The following is a 25564-nucleotide window of genomic DNA, read 5'->3' as shown; positions in this document are numbered from 1 at the left end:
GATGTCCGAGACCGTTCAGAAGAAAGCAATCGAAGCCGAGGCCATGGTCACGGAGGTGACGGGCGTCGCGCTTGCGGATCCCACGGGTGACATCCAGCCGCTGGAGCAGGCGGATGAAGTCACCAGCGAAGCGATCCGCAGCCGCATGGGCGAAATCGACATGAGCGACAGCAACTCGATCATCGGGTTCGGATCCGGCGCGCAGGCCGAATTGCAGACCATCAGTCAGGCGATGCTGGCCGATGTGCGCAACAAGGATGTCGGCCCCGCCGGGGACTCTCTGCGGGATATCGTCACCACGATCCGCGGCTTTTCCGTCTCGGAACTGGATGTACGTCGCAAACCCACCTTCTGGGAACGCCTGCTGGGCCGCGCCGCGCCCTTTGCTAAATTCACCGCGCGCTATGAGACCATCCAGGCGCAGATCGACAAGATCACCGATGATCTTCTTGGCCATGAACACGGGCTCCTGAAGGACATCAAATCGCTCGACATGCTGTATGAAAAGACGCTGGCCTTTTACGACGAGCTGGCGCTCTATATCGCTGCGGGCGAGGCCAAGCTCGGAGAGCTGGACAGCAGCGAAATTCCCGCGCTGGAAGAAGCCGTCGCAGCAGCCGCCGAAGCCGACCAGGTGATCCGCGCGCAGGAACTGCGCGATCTGCGCGCCGCCCGGGACGATCTGGAACGCCGGGTGCACGACCTGAAGCTGACCCGGCAGGTCACCATGCAGTCGCTGCCCTCGATCCGCCTGGTGCAGGAGAACGACAAATCGCTCGTGACCAAAATCAACTCAACGCTGGTCAATACCGTGCCGCTCTGGGAAACCCAGCTGGCGCAGGCGGTCACCATCCAGCGCTCGGCCGAGGCTGCTGCAGCGGTGCGCGATGCCAATGATCTGACCAACGAGCTGCTGACCTCCAACGCGGCCAACCTGCGCGAAAGCAACAAGGCGATCCGGCAGGAAATGGAACGCGGTGTGTTCGATATCGAAGCGGTGAAACAGGCCAATGCGGATCTGATCGGCACCATTCAGGAAAGCCTGCAGATCGCCGATGAGGGCAAAGCCAAACGCGCCGCTGCCGAGGGCGAGCTGAAGAAGATGGAAGCCGAGCTGCGCGATACACTGGCCGCCGCCAAGGCGCGCCGCGATGGCATCGGAGACAATGCCGGCACAGCGGTTCCGTCCTGACCTGATGATCTGGCAAAAACGTCATAGGTCGGCGGCGATTTGTGCCGAAGGCAGCGCCGGGCGGGCAATATCCGCGCCTGTACGCCTTGCCGCGCTTTTGGGTTTGGGCCTGCTGTCAGCCTGCATGCCCATGGGCCGCAGCGAGTCCGTCGTGCCAAAACCACGTCCGGCTGCCATGGTCGCGCCCGCTGCGCCTTCGGCCGCCAGCGCAGAGCTGCGGCAATATTACCGTGTCCTGCAGCAGGACCTGCTGACGCGAGGCCTTTTGCGCACCGATGGCGGCGGACCCGATACGCCTTATGATGCCGAGGATCTGGCGGAAAACTTCGAAGCGATTTCCTTTTTCAACGAATACGCCGGGCGCGGTGGCGGCGCTACAGGCGGCCTGAGCCGCTGGTCCGGGCCGGTGCGCTTGCAGGCTGAATTCGGCCCCTCGATCCCTGAAAGTCAGCGCCGCGCCGACGGCGCGCGGGTTGCCGAATACGCCATGCGGCTCGGGCGGATCACCAACCATCCCGTTGCGGCGGTGGCGAAGCGCGGCAATTTCCACGTCATCTTTGCCAGCAAGGACGACAGCGCCTTTGTGGCCAAACGGGTCCGTGAACTGCTGCCCAATATCAGCCAGAACGATTTCCAGCTCTTCGTGAACCCGCCACGGACGCATTACTGCTTTGTCCTTGCCGGCGGCGCCCAGGGCAGCCCCTTCGACTATATTCGCGGCGTCGCGCTGATCCGCGCGGAGCATCCCGATCTGGTCCGGCAAAGCTGCATCCACGAGGAAATCGCACAAGGCCTGGGCCTGCTCAACGACAGCCCCCGGGCGCGCCCGTCGATTTTCAACGACGATGACGAATTTGCCTTTCTGACCAGCCATGACGAAAAGCTGTTGCAGATGCTGTATGATCCAAGACTGAAAACCGGGATGAGCGCCGAAGAAGCCCGCCCGATCACCCGCATTATCGCCCGCGAAATCATGGGACAGCCCCTGTAAGGTGGCCCTTGCGCCCATCGATGAGGCTCCCAGCAGGCACACCGTAGGAAGAGGACCTGAGATATGGGTATTTTCGACTTTCTCACCGGAGAGTTCATCGACGTCATTCACTGGGTCGATGACACCCGCGACACCATGGTCTGGCGGTTTGAACGCGAAGGCCATGAGATCAAATATGGCGCCAAGCTGACGGTGCGCGAAGGACAGGCAGCCGTGTTCGTGCACGAAGGCCAGCTGGCGGATGTCTTCACCCCCGGTCTCTATATGCTTGAGACCAACAACATGCCGGTGATGACGACGCTGCAGCACTGGGACCACGGGTTTCAGTCGCCCTTCAAATCCGAGGTCTATTTCGTCAGCACCACCCGGTTCAACGACCTGAAGTGGGGCACCAAGAATCCGATCATCTGTCGCGATCCGGAGTTCGGCCCGGTGCGTCTGCGCGCTTTTGGCAGCTACTCGGTGCGGGTGGTGGATCCGGCGCGCTTCCTGACCGAGATCGTCGGCACCGATGGCGAATTCACTATGGATGAAATCAGCTTCCAGATCCGCAACATCATCGTGCAGGAGTTCAGCCGCGTCGTTGCCAGCTCGGGCATTCCGGTGCTGGATATGGCCGCCAATACCGCCGATCTGGGCAAACTGGTTGCGGCCGAGATTTCCGCCACCGTGGCCGAATATGGCCTGGCGATCCCGGAGCTCTATATCGAGAACATCTCGCTGCCGCCTGCGGTGGAACAGGCCATGGACCGGCGCACCCAAATGGGGATCGTGGGCGATCTTGGCCAATACACCCAGTTCGCCGCTGCCGAGGCGATGGACGCCGCAGCCCGCACCCCGAACAGCGGCATGGGCGCCGGTTTGGGAATGGGGATGGGCATGGCGATGGCCCAGCAGATGGGCAATGCCATGTCGCAGGGTGCAGCGGGTCAGCCGTCAGGTCCCTGGGGCGCCCGTCCCGCGCCCGCTGCAGCGCCGATGGCCCCGCCGCCGCCCCCGGTCGAACACGTCTGGCATATCGCAGAAAACGGTCAGACCTCGGGACCCTATTCCAAGGCGCGTCTCGGACGCATGGCGCAGGAAGGGCAACTGAAGCGCGACACCCACGTCTGGACTCCCGGCCAGGATGGCTGGCAACGGGCCGGTGATGTCGCCGAACTGGCGCAGCTTTTCACCATTCTGCCGCCTCCGCCCCCACCGCCTCCCGCGGGCTGAATTCGGGGCGCCAAGCGCGCGCTCCGAGCCTTAACTGTCGGCCTGACAGAACTGAGCCGGGCCGACATGTCGTCACTATTGCAGGCTCTTGCGCCAGACCATCATGTGTTTGGTGAGTTCCTTGGTCTTTTCATCGAACGGCTTGCCCAGATCCAGATCGTGTTTGGCCGCATCCAGATCGCCACGTTCGATCTTTTGTGCGATGGCGCCGGCAAATTGGTGGAACTCGGAATGCAGTTTCTTCGCACGCACATAGTTGGCATCACCTGCCATACCGGCTTCCGTACTAGGCGAATGCAGCCACTGGCCGAATTTGCACTTGTCATCACAGCAGATGTCACGCGAAGGCGTTTCAAGTCTGCCGCTGATGGTGCCCGTGCGAAGGTGAAGTTTCCATGTGCTATGGGCCTTGATGGCTTCGGAAATCTCATCCTGGATAGCCGCTACAGACATACTCATACTCCTTGTTACTGAACACTTCTGCCGTAGCCCTTCACAGGTTAATCAAACATTAAGCTCACATCTCAACCCTCACCGTGAATTCCCCTTGATCGACTCGGTTCCGCCGGGAAACATAAATAAAAATCAATTAAATAAACAACGACCGGAAAAAATCGTTACAATTTGAGAGAGCGCCGTGCCATCTTCCCCTCCTCCCCCTCCGCCTGCCACTGAAAACACTGTTTCTGCCGCTGTGCCGGATGAAACCCATCGTTTTCCCTGCGAGCAATGTGGCGCCGATTACCGGTTCGACCCGCAATCCGGAACCCTGACCTGCAGCCATTGCGGCCATACCGAAGAGATCAACGGGGGGCCCTGGCGCGGCGGCGCCCTGCGCGAGTTGGACTTTCGCGCCGCGCTGGATCGTCAGCTGCCAGAGGCCGACATGGAAACCACGCGGGTTTCCAAATGCCCCAACTGCGCGGCAGAGGTAGAATTCGATCCCACCACCCACGCCCGCGAATGCCCATTCTGCGCAACGCCCGTGGTCACCGACACTGGCGAAAGCCGCCACATAAAACCCAAGGGCGTCCTGCCTTTCGCCATCGACGAACGCGCGGGCCACAAAGCCATGACAGACTGGCTCGGTCGCCTGTGGTTCGCGCCAAACGGGTTGAAAAAATACGCCCGCAAGGGGCGCCGGATGGAGGGGATCTATGTCCCCTACTGGACCTATGACGCCGACACCCGCAGTTCCTACTCAGGCCAGCGCGGTACGGTCTACTACGTGACCGAAACGGTCATGGTCGATGGCAAACCGCAGGCCAAACAGGTCGCAAAGGTGCGCTGGCGCCCGGTGTCAGGTCGGGTCAAACGCTTCTTTGACGATGTGCTGGTGCTGGCGTCGAAAAGCCTGCCCAAACGCTATACCGATGCGCTGGAACCCTGGGATCTGTCGGCGCTGGAGCCGTATCAACCGCAATATCTAGCCGGGTTCCGGGCCGAAGCCTATGCAATCTCTTTGCAGGACGGTTTTGAGGAGGCCCGCGCCCATATGGACCGGGTGATCAAACGGGATGTGCGGTTTGATATCGGCGGCGACCGTCAGCGAATCTCGCATATCGACACGCAAGTCTCGGACGTTACCTTCAAACACATTCTGCTGCCGGTGTGGCTGGCGGCCTATAAATACCGGGGCAAGACCTATCGTTTTGTCGTCAATGGACAATCCGGACGGGTTCAGGGCGAACGCCCCTACTCCGCCTGGAAAATCGCAGGCGCAGTTGCCGTCCTGGCTGTCCTGATCGCCGCAGCAATCTATATCGGGAACCAGCAGTAAACCTGGGACGTTCAAGCCCCCCGGACATGCCGATGCGCACAGCCCGGATCCGGGGCTATGCGCCGTTTGTCGCCGGACTGCCCGGCATTCTGCCCAAGGCCGAAAACGCCTCAGGATTTGGAGATCTTGATCTTCTTCGCGGTCTCTGGCTGTTCCAGCGCCTTCTTGGGAACGCTGATATGAAGCACACCATCCTCCATATGCGCCGCTGCCGCAGCGCCATCAGCATCTTCCGGCAGGCGGAAGGCACGGCGGAATGCACCATACTGGCGCTCGCTGAAGTACCAGGTATCGCCTTTCTTCTCGGTCGAGGTCTTCTTTTCGCCGCTGATGGTCAGAACGCCATTGTCCACCGTCAGCTCAACATCCTCATCGGTGACACCCGGCAGTTCCATGGTGATGTCATAGGCTGCATCCCCCGAAGAGGCCTCGGTCGCCGGGCTCAGCCAATCTGCAACCCGGGCACCAAATGCACGAAAGGGATCATAAAGCGACGGCCAGAAACCGCTTTGTTCGGTCTTTTCTACCATTGATCTTCCTCCTGTTTCGAACGCGGGCAGCGTATCTCAACCGGTGAGGTCTCGATTTGATCCATCTCAATTCTGGCCTTGAACCCCGTGGCACCGCTGGCCATTGTGGCGCCGCACCACAGCAGGAGAGTTGCAGATGACCACGAAGTCAGCCGATCTGACCGAACTGGACGCCCTGATGAAGGACCGTCACAGCTGCCGGGCCTTCCGCCCGGATCCGGTTGACCGGGAGGTGATCGAGCAGATCCTGCGCTGCGCCCAGAAAGTCCCGTCCTGGTGCAATGCCCAGCCGTGGAAAGTGACCATCACCAGCGGCGCCGAAACCGACCGTCTGCGCAACGCGCTGACAGAGGCTGCCATGGCGGGCGGACACGCACCGGACCTGAGTTTTCCGGACGGCTATTCAAATGAATATCAGGCACGGCGCCGGGAATGTGGCTGGGCGCTCTACGAAGCGGTCGGAGTGACCAAGGGCGACCGCGCCGGATCTGCCCGGCAGATGATGGAGAACTTCAACCTCTTCGGCGCGCCCCATTGTGCGATCCTGTCCTCACCTGCCGAACTTGGCCCCTATGGCGCAATGGACAGTGGCGGTTTCGTTGCCGCCTTTACCCTGGCGGCGCAGGCGGCAGGGGTCGCCAGCGTCGCGCAGGCCGCGGTCGCGTCCTTTGCGCCGATGCTGCACGAGATGCTGAAGATCCCGCAGGATCGGCTGATCCTCTGCGCGATTAGCTTTGGCTATGCCGACCCGGATCATCCGGCAAACAGGTTCAGAACCACCCGTGCCCCCCTGCCCGAATTCACCGACTGGCGCGGCTAAGCCTTCGACACAAAAGGACGACAATCCCCATGCGAGCCCTCATTCAGCGCGTCAGCGAAGCCTCAGTCACCGTCGATACCGAAGTGACCGGAGAAATCAGTGCCGGACTGCTGGTGCTGGTCTGTGCGATGGAGGGCGACACCGAAGCCGAAGCCGATCATCTGGCGGCGAAGATTTCCAAGCTGCGCATCTTTCAGGACGACGCGGGCAAGATGAACCGCTCGGTCCGCGACATCGGCGGCGCGGTTCTGGCGGTGAGCCAATTCACCCTGGCGGCAGATACCAGACGCGGCAACCGGCCCGGGTTTTCCGATGCCGCCGATCCTGAAACCGGCGCGCGGCTTTATACCTATTTCTGCGAGGCGCTGACCGGTCTTGGCCTGCCGGTGGCCACCGGGCGGTTCGGCGCCGACATGAAGGTGCGCCTGCTGAATGACGGCCCCGTTACGATTTGGATGGACACCACCGGGTAAGAATTTTTCCGACCAGACCGGTCCTTTGCCCACGTGTTGTCGGGGGCGATTCTCTCTTCTGCCGCCGGGATTTGGCCATATCTGCACGCAATCCCGGCATCGCACTACGAATGCGCAAAACCGGCATACGCATGTCGTTTTTAGTGAATTTTTGCCTTCCCCCGGTTTTCATTCACAAAAATGCGGCATACCACTGGCAAAACGCGACCTGTCGCTGGCATGTGTCCCGCCGCTTTGGCCCCGGACGCCGCTGCGGAACAGGTATTAATGCTTGCTAGGCCGCCGCAAATGCGCAAATCTTGAATAGCCAATCAAGAAAAAGCTGTTTGAAGCGGCAAATTCAACTGGGAGACTTCAATGAAAGATCAACTGTATTTCCTCGCGCGTCAGGCTGCCACGGGCATGATGAGCCGCCGCGAATTCATGGGCCGCGCCGCTGCGCTGGGTCTCACCGCTGCTGCAGCCAACTCGCTGCTGTCCACCGAAGTCATGGCCGCAGGCCCCCAAAAAGGCGGCACCATCCGCGTCGGCCTGCAGGGCGGCAGCACCACCGACAGCCTGGACCCGGCGCTGGCCACCAATCAGGTTGCCCTGTCGCTGATCCGTCTTTGGGGTGAATCCCTGGTCGAGCTGGCCGACGACGGCGGCATCCAGGGCAAGGTCGCGGAAAGCTACTCCGCCTCCGCAGACGCACGTGTCTGGACCTTCAAGATCCGCCAGGGCATCACCTTCTCCAACGGCAAACCCGTGACCGCCGAAGACGTGGCGCAGACCATGGACCGCCACTCGGGCGAAGACACCAAATCCGGCGCACTGGGCATCATGCGCAGCATCACCAACATCTCGACCGAAGGTGACAGCGTCATCATCGAGCTGGACAGCCCCAACGCCGACCTTCCCTACCTGATGACCGACTACCACCTGGCCATCCAGCCCGGCGGCGGCAAGGACGATCCGGCAGCCGCGATCGGCACCGGCCCCTATATCCTGAAAGAAGTCGATATGGGCGTGCGTTTCGTTGCCGAGAAGAACCCCAACTACTGGGGTGATCTGGGCAATGCCGAAACCATCGAATACGTGGTGATCAACGACAACACCGCCCGCGTTGCCGCGCTGCAATCGGGTCAGGTCGACATGATCGACCGGGTCCCCCCGCGCACCGCGAAACTGGTTGACCGCGCGCCGAACATCAACGTGCATTCCACCAGCGGCCCCGGTCACTACGTGTTCATCATGCACTGCAACACTGCACCGTTTGACAACAACGACGTGCGGATGGCGCTGAAATACGGCATCAACCGTCAGGAAATGGTCGACAAGATCCTCAATGGCTACGGCACGGTCGGCAACGACTCCCCGATCAACTCGTCCTATCCGCTTTATACCGAGTTCGAGCAGCGCGAGTTCGATCCGGACAAGGCGATGCACCACCTGAAGAAATCGGGTTACGACGGTGAGATCCTGCTGCGCACTTCGGATAACTCCTTCCCGGGCGCACCGGATGCGGCGGCCCTGTTCCAGCAGTCCTGTGCAACCGCGGGCATCAACGTGAACGTCAAGCGTGAGCCGAACGATGGCTACTGGTCCGAGGTCTGGAACAAGCAGCCCTTCTGCACCAGCTACTGGGGCGGTCGTCCGACCCAGGACCAGATGTACACCACCGCTTATCTGTCGACAGCGGACTGGAACGACACCCGGTTCAACAACGAAAAGTTCGACCAGCTGCTGCTGGCGGCCCGCGCCGAGCTGGACACCGCCAAGCGGACCCAGATGTATGCCGACATGGGCGCCATCCAGCGCGACGAAGGCGGCCTGATCTGCCCGATGTTCAACGACTTCGTCGATGCGACCTCGGACAAGCTGGCAGGCTGGGTCGACGGTGCAAAAGGCTTTGCCCTGATGAACAGCTACGCACCGCACAAAATGTGGGTGAAGGCATAACATGCCCCTCCTGTTAAAACTTTTGGCCCAGCGCATTGCGCTGGGTCTTCTCCTGCTGTTTCTGGTTTCTGCCCTGATTTTTGCCGGGACAATGATCCTGCCCGGTGACGTTGCGCAATCGATCCTGGGACAGTCCGCCACGCCCGAGGCGCTGGCCAACCTGCGTGCCGAGCTTGGCCTGAACGAGCCCGCGCTGCAGAGATATTTTGACTGGCTCGGCGGTATCATGACCGGCGATCTGGGAACCGCCCTGACAAGCGGCAGCGACATCGCAGAAAGCATCGGCAAGCGCCTGTCGAATACGCTTTTCCTCGCTTTCTGGGCTGCCGTCATCGCGGTACCTCTGGCAATCTTTCTTGGCCTGCTGGCCGTGCGGTTCAAGGACCGTTGGCCCGACAAGCTGATCTCAGCTGTCACGCTGGCCTCGATCTCGATCCCGGAATTCCTGATCGGCTATGTGCTGATGTACCTGATCGCGGTCAAACTGCGCTGGTTCCCGTCGGTTGCGATGATCAACGACAACATGTCGCTGGGTGAAAAGCTGAGCTCCATCGCCCTGCCCGTTGCGGTTCTGACCCTCGTCGTTCTGGCGCATATGATGCGCATGACCCGTGCTGCGATCCTCAATGTGATGCAATCGGCCTATATCGAAACCGCCGAACTGAAGGGCCTCAACGGCTTTCAGGTGATCTTCCGCCACGCCTTCCCGAACGCCATCGCGCCGATCGTCAACGTTGTGATGCTGAACCTTGCCTATCTGGTGGTTGGTGTCGTCGTGATCGAAGTCGTCTTCGTCTATCCGGGCATGGGCCAGTATCTGGTCGATCACGTATCGAAACGGGACGTTCCGGTGGTTCAGGCCTGCGGTCTGATCTTTGCTGCCGTCTACATCGGTCTCAACATGGTTGCAGATATCGTTGCCATCCTGTCGAACCCGCGTCTGAGGCATCCGAAATGAAAAATATTCCCATTTCCGCCCTCATCGGGCTGTTCTTTACAGCGCTCTACTTCCTGATGGCCATCCTGGCGCCGCTGATTGCCCCCTATGGCATGGCCGAGGTCGTCGGTGACGTCTGGGAGCCGTCCTCGTCCGAGTTCCTCCTTGGCACCGACAACATCGGCCGCGATCTGCTGACCCGCATGATCTATGGCGGGCGCACCACCATCTTCATCGCAACCATGGCCACGGTGGTTTCCTTCACCCTTGGTTCGGTTCTTGGCTTTTTTGCCGCCGTCACCGGTGGCTGGGTTGATCAGGCACTGTCGCGCTTTGTCGATCTGGTGATGTCGATCCCGACGCTGATCTTTGCCCTTGTGGTTCTGTCTGTGACGCCGGTCACCGTGCCGATGCTGATCATCGTAATGGGCCTTCTGGATTCCACCCGCGTCTACCGTCTGGCCCGCGCCGTTGCGGTGGATATCGAGGTCATGGACTATGTCGAAGCCGCCCGTCTTCGCGGCGAAGGCACCGTCTGGATCATCTTCCGCGAAATCCTGCCCAACGCCCTGTCACCGCTGGTGGCTGAGATGGGCCTGCGCTTCATCTTCATGGTTCTGTTCGTCTCCACCCTGTCGTTCCTGGGTCTGGGCGTGCAGCCCCCCGAAGCGGACTGGGGCGGTATCGTAAAAGAGAACAAGGACGGTATCGTCTACGGCATTCCTGCCGCACTGATCCCGGCCTTTGCCATCGCCACGCTGGCGATCTCGGTCAATCTGGTTGCCGACTGGGTGCTGAACCGAACCACCTCGCTGAAAGGAGGCCGCGGATGAGCGATCCACTGATTAAAGTCCGTGACCTGAAAATCGGGGCAACGGTCTATCCGCCGGGTGAACGGCCGCATGACATCGAAATCGTGCATGGCGTCAGCTTTGATCTGGAAAAGGGCAAGGTACTCGGTCTCATCGGGGAATCCGGCGCCGGCAAATCCACCATCGGTCTTGCCGCCATGGCCTATGGCCGCGGCGGTGTGAAGATCACCGGTGGAGAGGTCTGGATCAACGGGCGTGATATCCTGAAATCCTCGCTGCGCGATGTGCGCCGCCTGCGCGGCGGTGAAGTGACCTATGTGTCGCAATCCGCAGCTGCTTCGTTCAACCCGGCCAAGAAGATCATGGAACAGGTGACCGAGGCTGCGGTGGAGCAAGGCAAGTTCTCCAGGAAAGACGCCGAGGCCCGTGCCCGCACCCTGTTTGCCAAGCTGGGCCTGCCGGATCCGGACAATATCGGCGATCGCTACCCGCACCAGGTGTCGGGCGGTCAGCTGCAGCGTTGCATGACGGCGCTGGCGCTCTGCCCCGAACCCGATCTGGTGGTCTTTGACGAACCGACAACCGCACTGGATGTGACAACCCAGATCGACGTGCTGAAGGCGATCAAGGAAGCGATCCGCGACACAGGCGTAGCCGCACTCTATATCACCCACGATCTGGCGGTGGTGGCACAGGTCAGCGATGACATCATGGTACTGCGCCATGGCGACATGGTCGAATACGGTGATGTGGATCAGATCATCAATGCACCGCAGGAAGACTACACCAAGGCGCTTGTCTCAGTCCGCTCGATCGAGCATGAGGAGAAGGCCCCGTCGGGCGATCCAGTGCTCAGCATCCGCAACATTACCGCCCGCTACAAGGGCACCAAGTTCGACGTGCTGCATCACGTCAACGCCGATCTCTACCCTGGTCAGACGCTGGCGGTGGTGGGTGAATCCGGTTCCGGAAAATCCACCCTCGCCCGCGTGATCACCGGCCTTCTGCCGCCGCGCGAAGGGGAAATCGAATTCGCAGGCCGCGTGCTCTCGCCCGATCTGGCAAGCCGTACAAAGGATGATCTGCGCGAATTGCAGATGATCTACCAGATGGCGGATGTGGCGATGAACCCACGCCAGACCGTGGGGACTATCATCGGGCGCCCGCTGGAGTTCTACTTCGACATGAAGGGCGCCGAAAAGCGCAAGCGGATCATCGAACTTCTGGATGAGATCGAACTGGGCGAAAGCTTCATCGACCGCTACCCGGCCGAGCTGTCGGGCGGTCAGAAGCAGCGTGTCTGCATCGCGCGGGCACTGGCGGCCAAACCCAAGATGATCATCTGTGACGAGGTGACATCGGCGCTCGACCCGCTGGTGGCGGACGGCATTTTGAAGCTGCTGCTGAACCTGCAGAAGATCGAGAACGTCGCCTATCTGTTCATCACCCACGATTTGGCGACGGTGCGGGCGATCTCGGACAATATCGCCGTGATGTATCAGGGCCGCGTGCAGCGCTATGGCAGCAAGACCGAGGTGCTGTCGCCGCCGTTCGACGATTACACCGATCTGCTACTCGGCTCGGTCCCGGAAATGCGGCTGGGCTGGCTCGAAGAAGTCATCGCGAACCGCAAGATGGAAAGCGCCGGGAACTGATCCGGCGCCGCGGTCACAAAACACCATAGGCCCGCGCAGCTGCGTGGGCCTGTGCCGATAAGGGCGGTCTCACCCGCCGGGCAAACGCCAAGACAAGGATTGCCGATCATGGACAATAAGCTCCTCCTCATCATTCTGGACGGTGTGCCGTGGCGCAATTTCCGCCGCCTGTTCGGAAATCTAGAAGGCTGGGTCGATAGCGGCGATGCCCGCGTGTGGAAACACCGCGCCGTACTGCCGTCAATCTCGGCCAGCTGCTATGCCTCGATCCACACCGGCGTGGCCCCGGCGGAACATGGCTGCACCGGCAACGGCAACGTCTTTCGCCTGTCGCACAAGGACGTCTTCAGCCAGGTACGCAGTGGCGGCGGCACGACCGGCGCCGTGGCGCATAGCTTCTGGTCCGAGTTCTTCAACCGGCACCCTTTCGATTTCGTGCGCGACATCGAATACGATGAACCCGAAAGCGAGACCATCAACCACGGTCGTTTTCACAGCATGACCGGTTACGGTCTCATCAATCAGATGACGCCCTCGGATGTGGATCTCTTCGGCACGCTCACCAACCTCGCCCACCGGTTCGATCTGAACTATGGCATGCTGCACACCTGCACCCTCGACAGCATGGGGCACCGGTTCTTCCATGACTGCCAGGAGATGGACCATGCCTGCGCGGTCATGGACGAGATGCTGGCGCCCTTCATCCCGCGCTGGCGCAAGATGGGTTACGAGGTGATCGTCACCGCCGACCACGGACAGGACGAACGCGGCCACCACGGCGGACGCAGCCCGCTGCAACAGGAAACCGCGCTCTATTATTTCGGCGATGCAGAAGGGCCCCATGCGGACACTGTCATCGACCAGCTGCAACTGGCGCCGACGATCCTGAACCGGTTGGGTGCGCCCATCGCCGATACGATGAAGGCCAAACCTTTTCTGAGCTGATGCAAACGGAGCCCCCATGCTGAAACCCGCAGTTGCCTGCCTTGCCCTATTCGCCGCTCCGGCAGCCGCGGGCGATTTCTGCCATGATCTGTGGTACACACGGAACGCCATCATGGACCGGGCCGGGTATTGCTTTGGTTCCGCTCTGGGTCAGGCGGTGTTCGGCACGGGGCCCTGCATCGGCAAATCGGTCAGCCTGACGCCGCAGGATCAGCAACGTGTCGCGCAGATCCAGGGAATGGAGCGCGACATGTCCTGCCGGGTGAATACCAAACAGCACCATCTGGATCTGGATGATTTGCATATCCGCAGGCAGCTGTCGGATCTGCCGATCCCGGACGAAATACAGGGCGCGTGCCTCGGCTGGATGGGCCCCGCGACCGCGCTGCATGCCGGGCATAGCGAAGCCAGCCCCGTGATCGGGCAGATCCTGCCCGATGACACCGTATCCTATAGCCACTGGCCCGATGCGGGTTGGACCTACGTCACCACATCTGCGGGACATGGTGACTGGCGCGTCAAAAGCGGCGGCTGGCTGAACTATGAAAAGGCCGGGGAGGTCCCCTGCCGGGATTTCGCGGGCTGATCACCCGCCCCCAACCCTAATCGTAAGGCCAGATTTCCTGGCCCAGCGCCTCAATGGCGAGCGAGATACGTTCGAAACTGTCGCGGGCGCGGCCAACTGAATGGCGCGCGCGCAGATAACCGTGCACCAGCCCTTCTTCGTTGATCCAATGGGCCTTGCCCCCGGCCGCGAGGATGCGGTCCCGGTAGTCGCGGCTGTCATCGCGCACAGGGTCGCAATCGGCGCTGATCAGAATGGTAGCGGGGAGTCCGGAAAAGTCGCCGTCCTGCAGCGGCGCATAGGTGGGATCGCCTTGGGCTACCTTGCCATCCTTGCAGCGTATCCCCTGATAAAACAGGATTTCATCCCTGGTCAGCATCGGCGCCTTGGCATGCTCGAGGTAGGATCCCGCATTCACATCGCCGCCAAAGGCCCCATAGATCAGCACCTGCCCCAGAATGCGATCCGTCCGCCCCCGGGCATGATGGGCGACCGCTGCACAGAGGTTGGCGCCAGCGCTGTCGCCAGAGAGGACAATACCGCCCTCATATTCTGACAGGATCCATTCAAAGGCCGCCCAGGCGTCATCGAACATCGCCGGGTGCATATGCTCGGGCGCCAGACGATAGTCGACTGCAACCACGCGATATCCGGTCTGGGCGCAGATCTCGGCGCAGACGTCATCGTGGCTTTCCAGCCCGCCAACGACAAAGCCGCCACCATGGCAATACATCACCGTGCGCGTCGGGTCCCCGGCAGTATAGATCCGCACCGGCACCCCATTGACCTGCCGGTCCTCGGTCTCGACCATATCAGGGCGGGGCGCCAGAAAACTGCGGGCCATGGCGTTGTAGATCTCGCGTTGCTCCGGAACCGAACGCTCTGCCGTATCCGCCGGATAACAGTCGTTGGTGCGGCGAATGAACGCCCAGGTTTCCGCGTCGATCAGTTGTTCGTAGTCCATGATCTGGAAGCCTCCCTTTTGCCTGCTGAGGCAAACCCTAGGCCACGCCATGGCAGGAAGGGAATGCCCAAAACGACACAAAGCGCCCTTTCAAGCGCTTTGTGCAGAATTTTGATATCAGACCAGAGTCAGCCCTGATCTTGCGGCAGATGCTCCCACGGGCGGGTAAAGCCCCCCAGAACCTGACCGATTTCGCCGTCGCTGGCGCCGTTGGCCTCGACCTGCGCGACAAGGCCGCGCTTCTTGTCGTCGATCACTGCTTCAACGCGGGTCGGCAGCCCCGCCTTCAGCAGCGCTTCGTTGTAGATCCGGGTGATGGCATTCTTGCGCAGGTCCGGTTTGAAAACCTTGCCAACGGCCGTCTTCGGCAGCTCGTCCAGCACCGTCAGATGTTTCGGGATCGCCGCGCGTTCGTGGATGTGCACCTTGCAGTAATCCATCAGCTCTTCAGCCGTGGCGCTGGCACCATCGACCAGTTCCACAAAGGCACAAGGCACCTCACCAGCGTGAATATCGGGTTGTCCGATCGCCCCGGCAAAGGCGACGGCCTCATGCCCGAGAAGCGCCTCTTCGATCTCGGCGGGATCGATATTGTGACCGCCGCGAATGATCAGGTCCTTGGCCCGCCCGGTGATCCAGACATAACCATCGGCGTCGACACGCCCCAGATCGCCGGTGCGCAGGTATTTATCGTGGAAATAGAGATCAGCGTTCTTTTCCGCCTCGGTATAGGTATTGCCCGCATAGACACCGGGGTTGGACACGCAGATCTCCCCGACCTCGTCGGTGCCGCATTCCACCAGTCCGTCGGCAGTGGATTTGATGATCTTCACATCGGTATAGGGGAACGGAATCCCGATCGAGCCGATCTTCTTTTCGCCATCCACCGGGTTACAGGACACCAGGCATGTGGCCTCGGTCAGACCGTAGCCTTCGACAATATTGACGCCAGTGGCCTTTTCAAACCGGCGGAACAGTTCGACCGGCAGCGGCGCCGAGCCGGAAAAGGCCGTTTTCACCGTCGACACATCCGCATCAACCGGGCGCTGCATTTTGGCCGAGATCGCGGTCGGCACGGTGATGATAAAGGAAATCTTCCAGCGTTCGATCAGCTTCCAGAAATTGTCGAACACCCCATCGCCGCGATAGCCCTGCGGCGTCGGGAAAACCACATGCGCGCCCGAGGCCACTGCTGCCATCACGATCACATGGCAGGCAAAGACGTGGAACAGGGGCAGCGGACACATGATGTTGTCCTCTTCGGTAAAGAGCAGGCTATGCCCGATCCAGCCGTTGTAGATCATCCCCGAATAGGTGTGCTGCGCCACCTTGGGCATGCCGGTTGTACCACCGGTGTGGAAATAGCAGGCGACGCGGTCCTCGGTGCTGTCGGCAAACTGCAGCGTGGTGGGCTGACGGCGCACTTCCTTGGTGAAGCTCTTGTAATCGGCGTGGGCCAGCTGCGCCTTATTCTCCAGCTTGGGCCGCACCAGGGGCACGATCCAGGATTTCGGCGGCGTCAGATAGCGGTTCAGGTCCACCTCAAGGATGGTGTTCACATGCGGCGCATGGCGCACCGCCTCGGCCACCTTCTGGGCCACGTCGGTCTTCGGAAAGGGTTTGAGCGTCACCACGACCTTGGCGTTGGTTTCCCGCAGGATCGAAGCAATCTGCTCCGGCTCCAAGAGCGGGTTGATCGGGTTCACGATCCCCGCAACGGCACCCGCCAACATAGTCACCAGCGTTTCGGTGCAGTTCGGCAGGATATAGGCGACAACGTCCTTCTCTCCGACGCCCAGCTCGCGGAACAGATTGGCCGCCTGGGTGACCTGATCCTTGAGCTGGCTCCAGTTCAGGGTTTCCGCCTTGTCGTTCGGGCCGGAAAACAATTGATAGCTGATTGCATTATTGGTCGGGAACTTGCCTGCCGTGCGGTCCAGCAACCCGTAAAGAGTGGTCGGCAGGTCCCGCGCCTCCCACGGCATCTCGTTCTCAACTGCCTTGCAATCTTCCACTGTGGCAAACGCCATTGCTTTCCTCCCCTGCCCCCTGTCCCGGGGGATTATCTCCTACGATCAAGATGGTTGTAAAACCCGCGCTGTGCAAGCGCAGCGCAAGGGTCACGTCAAGGCAGGGGCGCATTTAACGCTGCGACAAATCATTAGCTTACGAAAGGGAAACCGGCCCGTGGGGCGGAATGTGTCCGTGCAGGAAGGTTACTCTGCGGCAAGCCCGTCAGTGAACTGGAGGCGCGCCAGACGCGCGTAAAGCCCGCCTTCGGCAACCAGCGCATCATGCGTGCCGGTGGCCACGATGCGGCCCTCCTCCATCACCACGATCCGGTCGGCCTTTTTCACCGTCGCAAGCCGGTGCGCTACGATCAGCGTGGTGCGGCCTTGGCTCAGCTCATCCACGGCAGCCTGCACCAGACGCTCGCTTTCGGCATCCAGCGCCGAGGTTGCCTCGTCCAGCAGTAGAACCGGCGCATCGCGCAGGATGGCCCGGGCGATGGCGATCCGCTGTTTCTGACCACCAGACAGCATCACACCGCGCTCGCCCACATAGCTGTCATAGCCTTCGGGGAGGGCCGAGATGAAATCATGCGCAGCAGCGGCGCGGGCCGCGGCTTCGACCTCTGCATCAGTGGCATCAGGGCGACCAAAGCGGATGTTTTCCCGCGCGGACGCGGCAAAAATAATCGGATCCTGTGGCACCATGGCGATATGTTTGCGGAAGGCATCCCGGCGCAGATCACTGAGCGCAACACCATCCAGGCGCACCGCACCGGCGTTCGGGTCATAAAACCGCTGGATCAGCTGAATGATCGTCGTCTTGCCTGCGCCCGACGGGCCGACAAAGGCCACCGTTTCACCGGGTTCGATGGAGAGAGAAACATCGTCCAGCGCCAGCACATCGGGGCGCGCGGGATAGCGGAACATCACGTTTTCAAAACTGATTTCGCCGCGCACCGGCTTAGCCAGCGCCTTGGGCGCGCCGGGATCGTTGACGGCATCCTCGGCATTCAGCAACTCGACCAGCCGCTCGGTGGCCCCGGCCGCCCGTTGCAATTCGCTCCAGATTTCCGACAGGGCGGCGACGGAGCCCGCCACCAGAACCGAGTAGATGACGAATTGGATCAGGGTTCCTTCGGTCATCACACCGGCGCGCACGTCGATGGCGCCCATCCACAGCACCCCGACGATGCCGGAAAACACCAGGAAGATCACGATGACCGTCAGAAACGCCCGCGTGCGGATCCGCTTGCGCGAAACGTCATAGGAGGTTTCGGTCATCTGCGCGAATTGCAGGCGGCTTGCGTCCTCATGAGTAAAGGCCTGCACGGTCTGCACCGCACCCAGCGCCTCTCCGGCATTGCCAGAGGAGGCCGCGATCCAGTCTTGGTTTTCGCGGCTGATAGCTCGCAAGCGCCGTCCCAGCACCAGAATCGGCACAATAACGGCGGGGACGATCAGCAGCACCAGACCAGTCAGCTTGGCCGAGGTCAGCAACATCAGGAACAGCCCGCCGCCAAACAACAGCATATTGCGCAGGGCAATGGAGACGGACGAGCCGAGAACCGACTGGATCAGCGTGGTGTCGGTGGTGATCCGGCTCAGCACCTCGCCGGTCATGATCCGTTCGTAGAACACGGGGCTCATGCCGATGACCCGGTCGAACACCGCCTTGCGGATATCAGCCACTACCCGTTCACCCAGCCGCGTCACCAGCGCATAGCGCAGGCCAGTGCCCACGGCCAAAAGGGCCGCCATCGCCAAGGCGGCCATGAAATACTGGTTCAGCAGCGCATTGTCGGAGATACGGAAGTTGTCCACTACCCGGCGCACCGCCAGCGGCAGGCTCAGCGACACGCCAGCGGTCAGGACCAGTGCGCAGGTGGCAACGAACATCAGCGCCTTGTAGGGGCGCATAAAGGGCCACAGCGCCGCCAGCACTCCGATTTTACGCGAACTTTGCCGCTCTTCTTTCGCGTTCGGGGCTGCCGTCTTGCGCGCCATTGCTGATCCTTATGACAATTTCCTGGCAAAGCCATGAGCCTTGCGGTCCAGTGTGGTTCATGGCCCTCACGGCCCCGCAGGTCAAGCGTTCCGCCCAAGGGCATCTGGACGCACACCGAAACAAAGGCCGCAAACAGGCCCTGAAGCTGCAACCAAACAACGGAAGACCGTCCCGGTTAAACATCAAATCAGCGCATTGGGGAATTTCTGGAGCGGGTAGCGGGAATCGAACCCGCACCTTAAGCTTGGAAGGCTCTTATGATACCATTTCACCATACCCGCTCAGAGTAATCCGTGATTTATTTGAAGCCGCAGGTGAGGTCAACCACCTTCTTGGCTTCAAAAGCCCGGATAAGGGATGCGCGCCCCTCCTGGCGCGAAAACTTCTATATCAAAGGGGCTTGCGTGGAATTCTTGCCCGAACCTAAGGGCAGCACACGCCCGCTCCAGCGGTCATCTCCCATCAATGTGCAACCGGCTGCGGCTCTGATCTTTCGGCCTTTGTAACAATCAGGATAGACAGGCACCTGAGCGGCCCTAATTGTCACCCTACGCCATCGTTTTGCCGCCACAAACGCTGCATTGGAAACCGCCTCCATGACCACGAAGACCGCCATTCTGACATCCCACGGGCAACCTTCGGCGCCAGAGCCGCCGGAACGCGCCCTTGCCGCCTTGGCGGCAGAGGTGGCGGTGCATCTGCCAAGTTGGGATATTCGCTCCGCCACCCTGGCCAATCCCGGCAGGCTCGATGCGGTGATGACAGACGGCGCCATCATCTACCCCTTTTTCATGGCCCGGGGCTGGTTCACCGCAAAGGTCCTGCCCGAGCGGCTGTCGGGACGCGTCTACACAATGGCCTGCCCCTTTGGCCTGGATTCCTCCCTGCCGGAGCTGACCGCAGCTGCCCTGCAAGACGCGCAAAGAGAGGCCGGATGGGCCGACGCCCCCCTCTCCGTGCTGCTCGCTGCGCATGGCTCCGCCCGCGGCCCAAAGGCAGCCGAAGCCGCAGAGGCATTCGCCACCCACCTGCGCGCGCTTCTACCCAGTGCGCAGATCAGCCCCGCCTTTGTGGAGCAAGCCCCCGGCATCGACACCATCGCACGCACCCTGCCCCGCCGGACCCTGTGCCTGCCGTTTTTCGCTCAGGCCGGTGATCACGTGCGCGGGGACATTCCCGAGGCTCTCAACAGCGCCGCGTTCGCGGGACAAGTCCTGCCGGTTGTCGGCGCCCTGCCCGGCACCCCTGCCCTGATCGCAAAGGCCATTGCCGCCGCCAACAGCGGGTAAGACCAGCCAATCAATCGGCAAGCCATGACAAACGCATGCCAGCTAGTCGGCATCTTCTTGTTTTCAGGAGATATGTCGCTGTTGGTATTTGGAGGCGAGTACCGGAACCGCAACCTCCGATTATTGCTGTTTTATTTCAACCTCTTACAAAATTTATCAATACCCACTTAGTGTCCAAGATAGTGCCCAACTCAGAGTGTTTCTCGAGTCTGTATTCTGTAGTTCCATGGCTTCTCATCCAAACTCAGTCGAGGATTCGCTACGAAAAGCCCGGACCAAAACCGACGGCGTTGTTGGGGACTACATCACGGCGTTTGACACAGCGTAAAGACGGGACGATGCTAGTCGTGTCGGCGCTCAGTTTTGGGCCTATGAGCGACAAGAAAATGGAATTTGTTTGTCGGAGAAATAAATTTGGTACTCCCATTGATCCCAGTTGTTACAGCCTTGGCTAGCGGAGGAAGCCTCGTCGCCCATTCTGCTGGCGGGCTGATCGTATACAGTTCGCTCACAGGAGGTTACGTTGCAGGCACATACATAAGCACCGCAGCGCTGGCTTCTTTCTTGACTGGGACTGCGATTGCGGCGGGCACACTTGGAACTGCAGCAATAGGAGGTGCGGCCATCTGGGCTTATGGAACGGTTGCCGGAGCAGCAATCTCTCTGATTGGAAGCGCGGGCTTCTTGGGTACTACGATTGGAGCGACTGGTATTACTGGCTTAATGATGCGAGCCGGTATTCTGCCCTCGGTATCAATTCTGGTACCGGTTTTCTTAGGCTCTGCCGCGGTTCTGGTTCTAGGTGCTGGAGCGATTTATGCTCGTCGCGTCCAAAAACTGCGAACAAAAGTTCTGTCGACACCAGAAGGCCAAGAAATGAAGTTCTCGAAGCGAGAAGCAAAGTTGGTCGAGAGAATGCTCCGTAGCGCGTCCAAAACGCATAATTTCTTGTGGAGAGCAGTGATGAGGTTCTTTGGAAAAAGAGGTGCTGCTGCTCAGTAAGTGGCGTTCACATCTTTAAAGTAGTGTCTTCAGCCACGCTCCTCAATCATTTCCTCGGCCACAAACGTATAGGATGGTGACACAGTTGGTCGCCTCACTGATCAGCCGTGTCCACCGCAGATTGTTGTCTATGCAGAAGGCCCCACTGATTTTCAGACCCAGCTCGAGAAGCGCCGGAAGGGACAGTTCCAGGAGATATGCGCAGAAGTTGGTGACGCCTGATCAGGCGGCCGCTTGAAGTTGGCGGAGGCCGTCGCGGAACTCAACCCCTTGGATGATCTCGGGCAGGCGGTTCCGGCCGTCGAGTTTGCGCCATTTCTTCTGCGCCGACATCATCAACTTGAACGCCATGGCCAGACCGGTCTTGCGGCTGAGGCATCCCTTGGTGCGTTTCGTGCGATGCCGGACGGTGGCGAAGGTGCTTTCGATCGGATTTGACGTCCGGATGTGCTTCCAGTGTTCTGCCGGGTAGTCGTAGAAGGTCAGCAGCGCGTCGCGGTCCTTGACCAGCTTGGCCACCGCCTTGTCCCATTTCACACCGTATGTTTCGACGAAAAAATCGAAGGCGATGTTGGCTTCGGCCTTCGTCGCGGCCTGCCAGATGTCGTGCAGATGCGCCTTCGCCTTGGCCTGGCTGGATTTCGGCAGCGCGTTCAGCACGTTCATGGCCTTGTGAACCCAGCAACGCTGCTCCCGCGTCGTGGCGAATACCTCGCGCAGCGCGGTCCAGAACCCCAGGGCGCCGTCGCCAACAGCCAATTTTGGGTCCTGCTTCAGGCCGCGGCGCTTGAGATCGAGCAGCACCTCGCGCCAGCTTTGGGTGCTTTCGCGGAAGCCGTCGGTCATCGCCAGCAGTTCCTTGCGGCCGTATTCGTCCGCCCCGACGATCACCAGAACACATTGTTTTTCCTCGGCCATGCGCGGTTTGAAGTAAACCCCGTCCGCCCAGATGTAGAGAAAGCGTCGGTTGCCGAGGTCACGTTTCTGCCAAGCCTCGTAGTCTTTCCACCAGTCGGCCTTCAGCCGGGTGACGGTCTTGGCAGACAGGCCCTTGGCATTCGGGCCAAGCAGAGCCTCCAGAGCCTCGCTGAAGTCGCCTGTGGACACGCCCTTGAGGTAAAGCCACGGCAGCAGCTCCTCGACCGACTTTGCCTTACGCAGATACCGCGGCAGGATGCTGGGAGTGAAGGTGATCTTATCGTCGCCAGCACCCCGATCACGGACACGCGGCACCTTCACTGGCACTGGACCAATGCCGGTCATCACCTCGCGTTCCGGCAGGTGACCATGGCGGACCAGACGCGCCCGCCCGTCCTCGAGCCTTTCCTTCGAAAAGGCCGCCATGAGTGTGGCCAGCTCGGCGTGGATCGCTTGTTCGATCAGCTTGCGCGCGCCATCGCGCAGAACGTCAGTGAAAGGGTCGGAGCTAAATCCCGATGGATCGGGCAGTTGGGTGATGGTAGTCTTTGGCATGTGGCATATCCTTTTCTCAGCAAAGAATTGACGGCGACTCGACACCGCCTTGATATGCCGCCCCTCAGGGCATCACCAACTTTCGCGCGTTCCTCCAGTTCCAGAGGACGATGTCTTTGCGTCGCCCCTTACAGTGCTGAAACAAGGGTTCGCTTCGATTTCTTACTCGTTTTCTACCATGAAACCCTTTTGACAACGCGACTCAGGACGATTTTTCGCAACCTTCGGGGGTGCGCCCTCTGAAGATGCGCACTAAGCTGACGTAAAGTACTGAAGCTTTGGAGTTAAAATGATAAGGAAAACTGTTTTTCAGTCTGCAGCTGCGGCGTTGCTTTCGACTACCATGCTGGTGTCAGGGCCTGCATTAGCAGATATTACCTCTGAAATTGCAGCAATCCAGGGGGAGATTGCGTCGCTTGAAGAAGAAATCTCCAATATGGCAAATCCAGACAGCCTGTTTGGGGTGCTCAAACAAGCCAGATTGGATGCAACAGCTTTAACCTTGGCGCTGCTTACCAATCAAAAGCTTGCCAATGAGGGCGCGGGGACAATCGAGGTAATCGTGCCTGCGGTTCAGCCCCATCCTGAAAAGTCCGCCCAGCTTCTTGAAGAGTACATGAAGCAAATGAAGGTAATTGACGCAGTCCAAGATGAAGTTGCCCAGTATTCAGGGGGATTGGTTCAGGCCATGGCTATCAGCAGGCTCGAAACGGAAAAGCTGACACTAGCCCAAATTCGTGCAGCCTGGATGCAGGCTGAGTATGGCATCGCACTACCGGCCAATGTCAGTGGGTCCGCAAGGTCATCAGCGTCGGACATTGGCAACTCCAATCCTTCGAATGATGACGGAGATGACACCAAGGTCGCTTGGGCTGATCCGACCCACCCTGACATCGACTATGATCAGTCCATTTTCCGCCAGTTGGACAATGAAGGCTTTGAAGTTGTTGGGTGGTGGGGCCTGAAGAAATACCAAGCTGAAGTTGACGATAGCCCTGCAGTATTTGCGATCAATGTTAACGCATTTACGGAAGGCTATGGAGACGACCCTTCTCTTAAGATTGGCTGCCAGGAAGGTACTGCATCCATCGTCTTTGATACCGATGACTACATTCAGACTGATAGCCGTGCAAACTCGATTTCTGTGACCTATCGCATTGACGACTCTGAGGCCCAAACTGGCCGCTGGAGCGAGCTTTCCGGGAGCAAGGGGGCAGGTCTTTTCAATGCCGATGGGGAGGCATTCCTGCGGAAACTATACGGGTCCAAGAAGACCTTCTTCCGGCTGAGAGAGCGGGATGGGGAGATTCATAGCATGTCTCTTAACATGGCTGGAACAGATGTGGTCATTGATGCGGCCGCTGCTGCATGCGGGTTCTCTACCCTTGAACTGACCCGCGATGACTATAAGGCAATCCAGACGATGCTAAATGCAGGCGGCTTCAATGCAGGTGACCCTTATGGAGTTTGGGGGAATGGCTCCAAGAAAGCTCTGAGAAAATTCCAGGAAGCTAACGGTCTTTCCGCAACTGGAGCGCCCGATCGCAAAACATTGAAAGCCATGGGCCTTAATTTGTGAGTTGATTTTACTGGTAACGCGCTATTTCTAATTTTTGTCCATGACTTAGCGCCCTTAGCAAGACCACAAAGTGCGCCCCTCTGTGTTGGGGGCGCAGGAAAAAAGCCACTTTGAATAGGCGATCTTTTCCTCCAACTTTTTTAGCCTGTCTGCCAGGGAAACTGCATCCCGCAAGACTTAGACTTCAGCTGTTGCGATATTGCGGGCAGAACCCTCACAGGGTAAATATCCCCGCAATCAGCAAGCCCGTCTATTGCTCTTTGATAATCTCGACTATCCGCGTATCAGCAAACGGCTCTCCTCAATTAGCCTGCTACTGCAAAGTTTGGCAGCTCCAGAGGTGGGTTGTCGCCGAACGGGCTTTGTATCGTCTGCGTAACTTGGTCGAACGGCGTTTCAGCAAACCGAAAACACCCGCCGTGTCGCTACCCGTTGTGGCAAGATTGCGGAGAGCTTCTCGGGCTTCATTTACATCACGTCGATCTGCCTCTGGCTGCGCCATTTGTCAATATAACCCAATCAAAGCCGAAGGGCATTTTCGGGAATCACATCAATTGCTCCTGCAGTCAACAAAGGAAATATCAGACCATGGAGCCTTCGGATGGGCCTTACGGATCAATACAGATATTTTTGCACCCATGTAATAAGGGTATAAGTTCTATATTAGATGGACATTCGCGTAACTGGTGTATTTTGCTGCTTTTTCTACATGGGTGCAAAAATTAAACTGAGGCGAAGCCAAGGGGCTTGCCCCTTCCACTCATTACAATCTAATACATCTTATGAGAACAAGGCGCTGATCATATATTTGGCATTGACACGCTACTGCGCGAATTGTTAATATGGATTTAGTTCAAAGGAGTGAATTACACTCACCTAACGAACGCCATCCATGGGAAAATTTCATAAGCTTTTTGTCGGATCGCTGAATCCGGAGCATAGGTATTTTCTAAATACTCATGGGGAACAAAGTTCATGCGCTCTGATTTAACAACCCTTTCGGAAATGTTAAATTATAAAAGGTTGCGGTGAGGGAAGTGGACTGACCACCATACTCCCTTCACCCACTCACAACAACCACATGCGCTTTGATCTACGGCCAAATTCAACCGCAACTTAAATTTAAACACGAAAGGATCATGACAAAGATTGCATTTTTAATAAACACCAACAAATCCCCACTAAAAGATCAGTGGTTTCAAGAGTTCTCAGTACAAGAAGTCAAGTATTCAGCACATTACTTTGACTCCAACCTGTTCCCAAAAGATTTAGATCATGACCTGCTCCCCTTTGAGTCCGCGGTTGTTAGTTCGCTCTGTTCAGTGTTTGGTCCTCTATTGACCGTTGGTGATACTCCCACGGAGTGAGCCCGTCGAGGCTCGTG

At 59.3% G+C, this 25564-nt stretch carries 20 protein-coding genes, 1 tRNA gene and 1 pseudogene; 15 read left to right on the top strand and 7 right to left on the bottom strand.

Translation table 11 applies throughout. The features are described 5' to 3' along the window. Position 1 precedes the first annotated feature (1 nt). The 3 genes from C6W91_RS13360 (at position 2) to C6W91_RS13350 (ending at position 3398) form a co-directional block, all read left to right on the top strand. A complete protein-coding gene (locus C6W91_RS13360) occupies positions 2–1192 on the top strand; it encodes a toxic anion resistance protein (RefSeq protein ID WP_065270796.1) in 1191 nt (396 codons plus the stop codon). Between the two features lie 124 nt (positions 1193–1316). Beyond that, entirely contained in the window at positions 1317–2183 is an 867-nt protein-coding gene (locus C6W91_RS13355; protein WP_274835765.1) for a DUF2927 domain-containing protein, read from the top strand. A 63-nt stretch (positions 2184–2246) separates the two neighbouring features. Continuing rightward, positions 2247–3398, top strand: a complete 1152-nt coding sequence (locus C6W91_RS13350) for an SPFH domain-containing protein (protein ID WP_065270797.1) — start codon at positions 2247–2249, stop codon at positions 3396–3398. 75 nt (positions 3399–3473) lie between these two features. Here the strand turns inward: C6W91_RS13350 and C6W91_RS13345 are convergent, their stop codons facing one another. Then, positions 3474–3851, bottom strand: a complete 378-nt coding sequence (locus C6W91_RS13345; protein ID WP_065270798.1) for a CZB domain-containing protein — start codon at positions 3849–3851, stop codon at positions 3474–3476. A 184-nt stretch (positions 3852–4035) separates the two neighbouring features. Here C6W91_RS13345 and C6W91_RS13340 point away from each other — a divergent pair, with 184 nt between their 5' ends. Then, positions 4036–5178: a TFIIB-type zinc finger domain-containing protein gene (locus tag C6W91_RS13340; RefSeq protein ID WP_370570922.1), complete on the top strand. Its 1143-nt coding sequence runs from the start codon at positions 4036–4038 to the stop codon at positions 5176–5178. Between the two features lie 110 nt (positions 5179–5288). On the opposite strand, the gene C6W91_RS13335 is transcribed toward C6W91_RS13340, so the two are convergent. Continuing rightward, positions 5289–5708 carry an Hsp20/alpha crystallin family protein gene (locus C6W91_RS13335; protein WP_274835752.1) on the bottom strand — a complete coding sequence of 140 codons (420 nt, stop codon included), beginning with the start codon at positions 5706–5708 and terminating at the stop codon, positions 5289–5291. A gap of 136 nt (positions 5709–5844) precedes the next feature. Between C6W91_RS13335 and C6W91_RS13330 the strand changes: the two genes are divergently transcribed. The 8 genes from C6W91_RS13330 to C6W91_RS13295 all read left to right on the top strand — a co-directional run bounded on the left by C6W91_RS13330 (position 5845) and on the right by C6W91_RS13295 (position 13877). Continuing rightward, positions 5845–6528, top strand: a complete 684-nt coding sequence (locus C6W91_RS13330) for a nitroreductase family protein (RefSeq protein ID WP_274838622.1) — start codon at positions 5845–5847, stop codon at positions 6526–6528. 29 nt (positions 6529–6557) lie between these two features. Next, positions 6558–7001, top strand: a complete 444-nt coding sequence (gene dtd, locus C6W91_RS13325) for a D-aminoacyl-tRNA deacylase (RefSeq protein ID WP_274838621.1) — start codon at positions 6558–6560, stop codon at positions 6999–7001. A gap of 357 nt (positions 7002–7358) precedes the next feature. After that, positions 7359–8942, top strand: coding sequence for an ABC transporter substrate-binding protein (locus C6W91_RS13320; RefSeq protein WP_274832474.1), 1584 nt, complete (start codon positions 7359–7361; stop codon positions 8940–8942). A gap of 1 nt (position 8943) precedes the next feature. After that, the gene (locus tag C6W91_RS13315; RefSeq protein WP_065270803.1) at positions 8944–9900 is read left to right on the top strand and encodes an ABC transporter permease; all 957 of its coding nucleotides are present in this window, start codon (positions 8944–8946) and stop codon (positions 9898–9900) included. Next, positions 9897–10712 (top strand): ABC transporter permease, encoded by an 816-nt coding sequence (locus C6W91_RS13310; RefSeq protein ID WP_065270804.1) that lies wholly within the window; start codon positions 9897–9899, stop codon positions 10710–10712. Before C6W91_RS13315 ends, C6W91_RS13310 begins: the two co-directional genes overlap by 4 nt. Further along, positions 10709–12346, top strand: coding sequence for an ABC transporter ATP-binding protein (locus C6W91_RS13305; RefSeq protein WP_274835755.1), 1638 nt, complete (start codon positions 10709–10711; stop codon positions 12344–12346). Before C6W91_RS13310 ends, C6W91_RS13305 begins: the two co-directional genes overlap by 4 nt. Before the next feature lie 108 nt (positions 12347–12454). Beyond that, positions 12455–13291: an alkaline phosphatase family protein gene (locus C6W91_RS13300; protein ID WP_065270806.1), complete on the top strand. Its 837-nt coding sequence runs from the start codon at positions 12455–12457 to the stop codon at positions 13289–13291. 16 nt (positions 13292–13307) lie between these two features. Beyond that, positions 13308–13877, top strand: coding sequence for a DUF4453 domain-containing protein (locus tag C6W91_RS13295; RefSeq protein ID WP_274838620.1), 570 nt, complete (start codon positions 13308–13310; stop codon positions 13875–13877). A gap of 16 nt (positions 13878–13893) precedes the next feature. Here C6W91_RS13295 and C6W91_RS13290 read toward each other — a convergent pair whose 3' ends face one another. The 4 genes from C6W91_RS13290 to C6W91_RS13275 all read right to left on the bottom strand — a co-directional run bounded on the left by C6W91_RS13290 (position 13894) and on the right by C6W91_RS13275 (position 19118). Then, positions 13894–14820 carry an alpha/beta hydrolase gene (locus C6W91_RS13290; protein ID WP_274835758.1) on the bottom strand — a complete coding sequence of 309 codons (927 nt, stop codon included), beginning with the start codon at positions 14818–14820 and terminating at the stop codon, positions 13894–13896. 128 nt (positions 14821–14948) lie between these two features. Then, positions 14949–16850: an acyl-CoA synthetase gene (locus C6W91_RS13285; RefSeq protein ID WP_274828317.1), complete on the bottom strand. Its 1902-nt coding sequence runs from the start codon at positions 16848–16850 to the stop codon at positions 14949–14951. Between the two features lie 186 nt (positions 16851–17036). Beyond that, on the bottom strand, positions 17037–18836 hold the full coding sequence (locus C6W91_RS13280) for an ABC transporter transmembrane domain-containing protein (protein ID WP_274838619.1): 1800 nt from the start codon (positions 18834–18836) through the stop codon (positions 17037–17039). 208 nt (positions 18837–19044) lie between these two features. Continuing rightward, a tRNA-Gly gene (locus tag C6W91_RS13275) sits at positions 19045–19118 on the bottom strand. Between the two features lie 315 nt (positions 19119–19433). On the opposite strand from C6W91_RS13275, the gene C6W91_RS13270 reads away from it, so the two are divergent. Then, complete coding sequence (locus tag C6W91_RS13270) at positions 19434–20126, top strand: CbiX/SirB N-terminal domain-containing protein (RefSeq protein WP_274835760.1); 693 nt, start codon at positions 19434–19436, stop codon at positions 20124–20126. A gap of 1224 nt (positions 20127–21350) precedes the next feature. Here C6W91_RS13270 and C6W91_RS13265 read toward each other — a convergent pair. Further along, entirely contained in the window at positions 21351–22601 is a 1251-nt protein-coding gene (locus C6W91_RS13265; RefSeq protein WP_370570921.1) for an IS256 family transposase, read from the bottom strand. A gap of 289 nt (positions 22602–22890) precedes the next feature. On the opposite strand from C6W91_RS13265, the gene C6W91_RS13260 reads away from it, so the two are divergent. Together C6W91_RS13260 and C6W91_RS13255 are read left to right on the top strand one after the other, a co-directional pair. Beyond that, positions 22891–24180, top strand: coding sequence for a peptidoglycan-binding protein (locus tag C6W91_RS13260; protein WP_370570920.1), 1290 nt, complete (start codon positions 22891–22893; stop codon positions 24178–24180). A 344-nt stretch (positions 24181–24524) separates the two neighbouring features. Continuing rightward, positions 24525–24694 (top strand): annotated as a pseudogene (locus C6W91_RS13255) (transposase); the annotation flags it as partial. Between the last annotated feature and the right edge of the window lie 870 nt (positions 24695–25564).

The organism is Phaeobacter sp. SYSU ZJ3003, assembly GCF_041300735.1.
GTDB lineage: Bacteria > Pseudomonadota > Alphaproteobacteria > Rhodobacterales > Rhodobacteraceae > Phycobacter > Phycobacter gallaeciensis_A.
The sequence above is the reverse complement of the archived record's forward strand: the minus strand, read 5'-3'. Positions and strand labels throughout refer to the sequence as shown.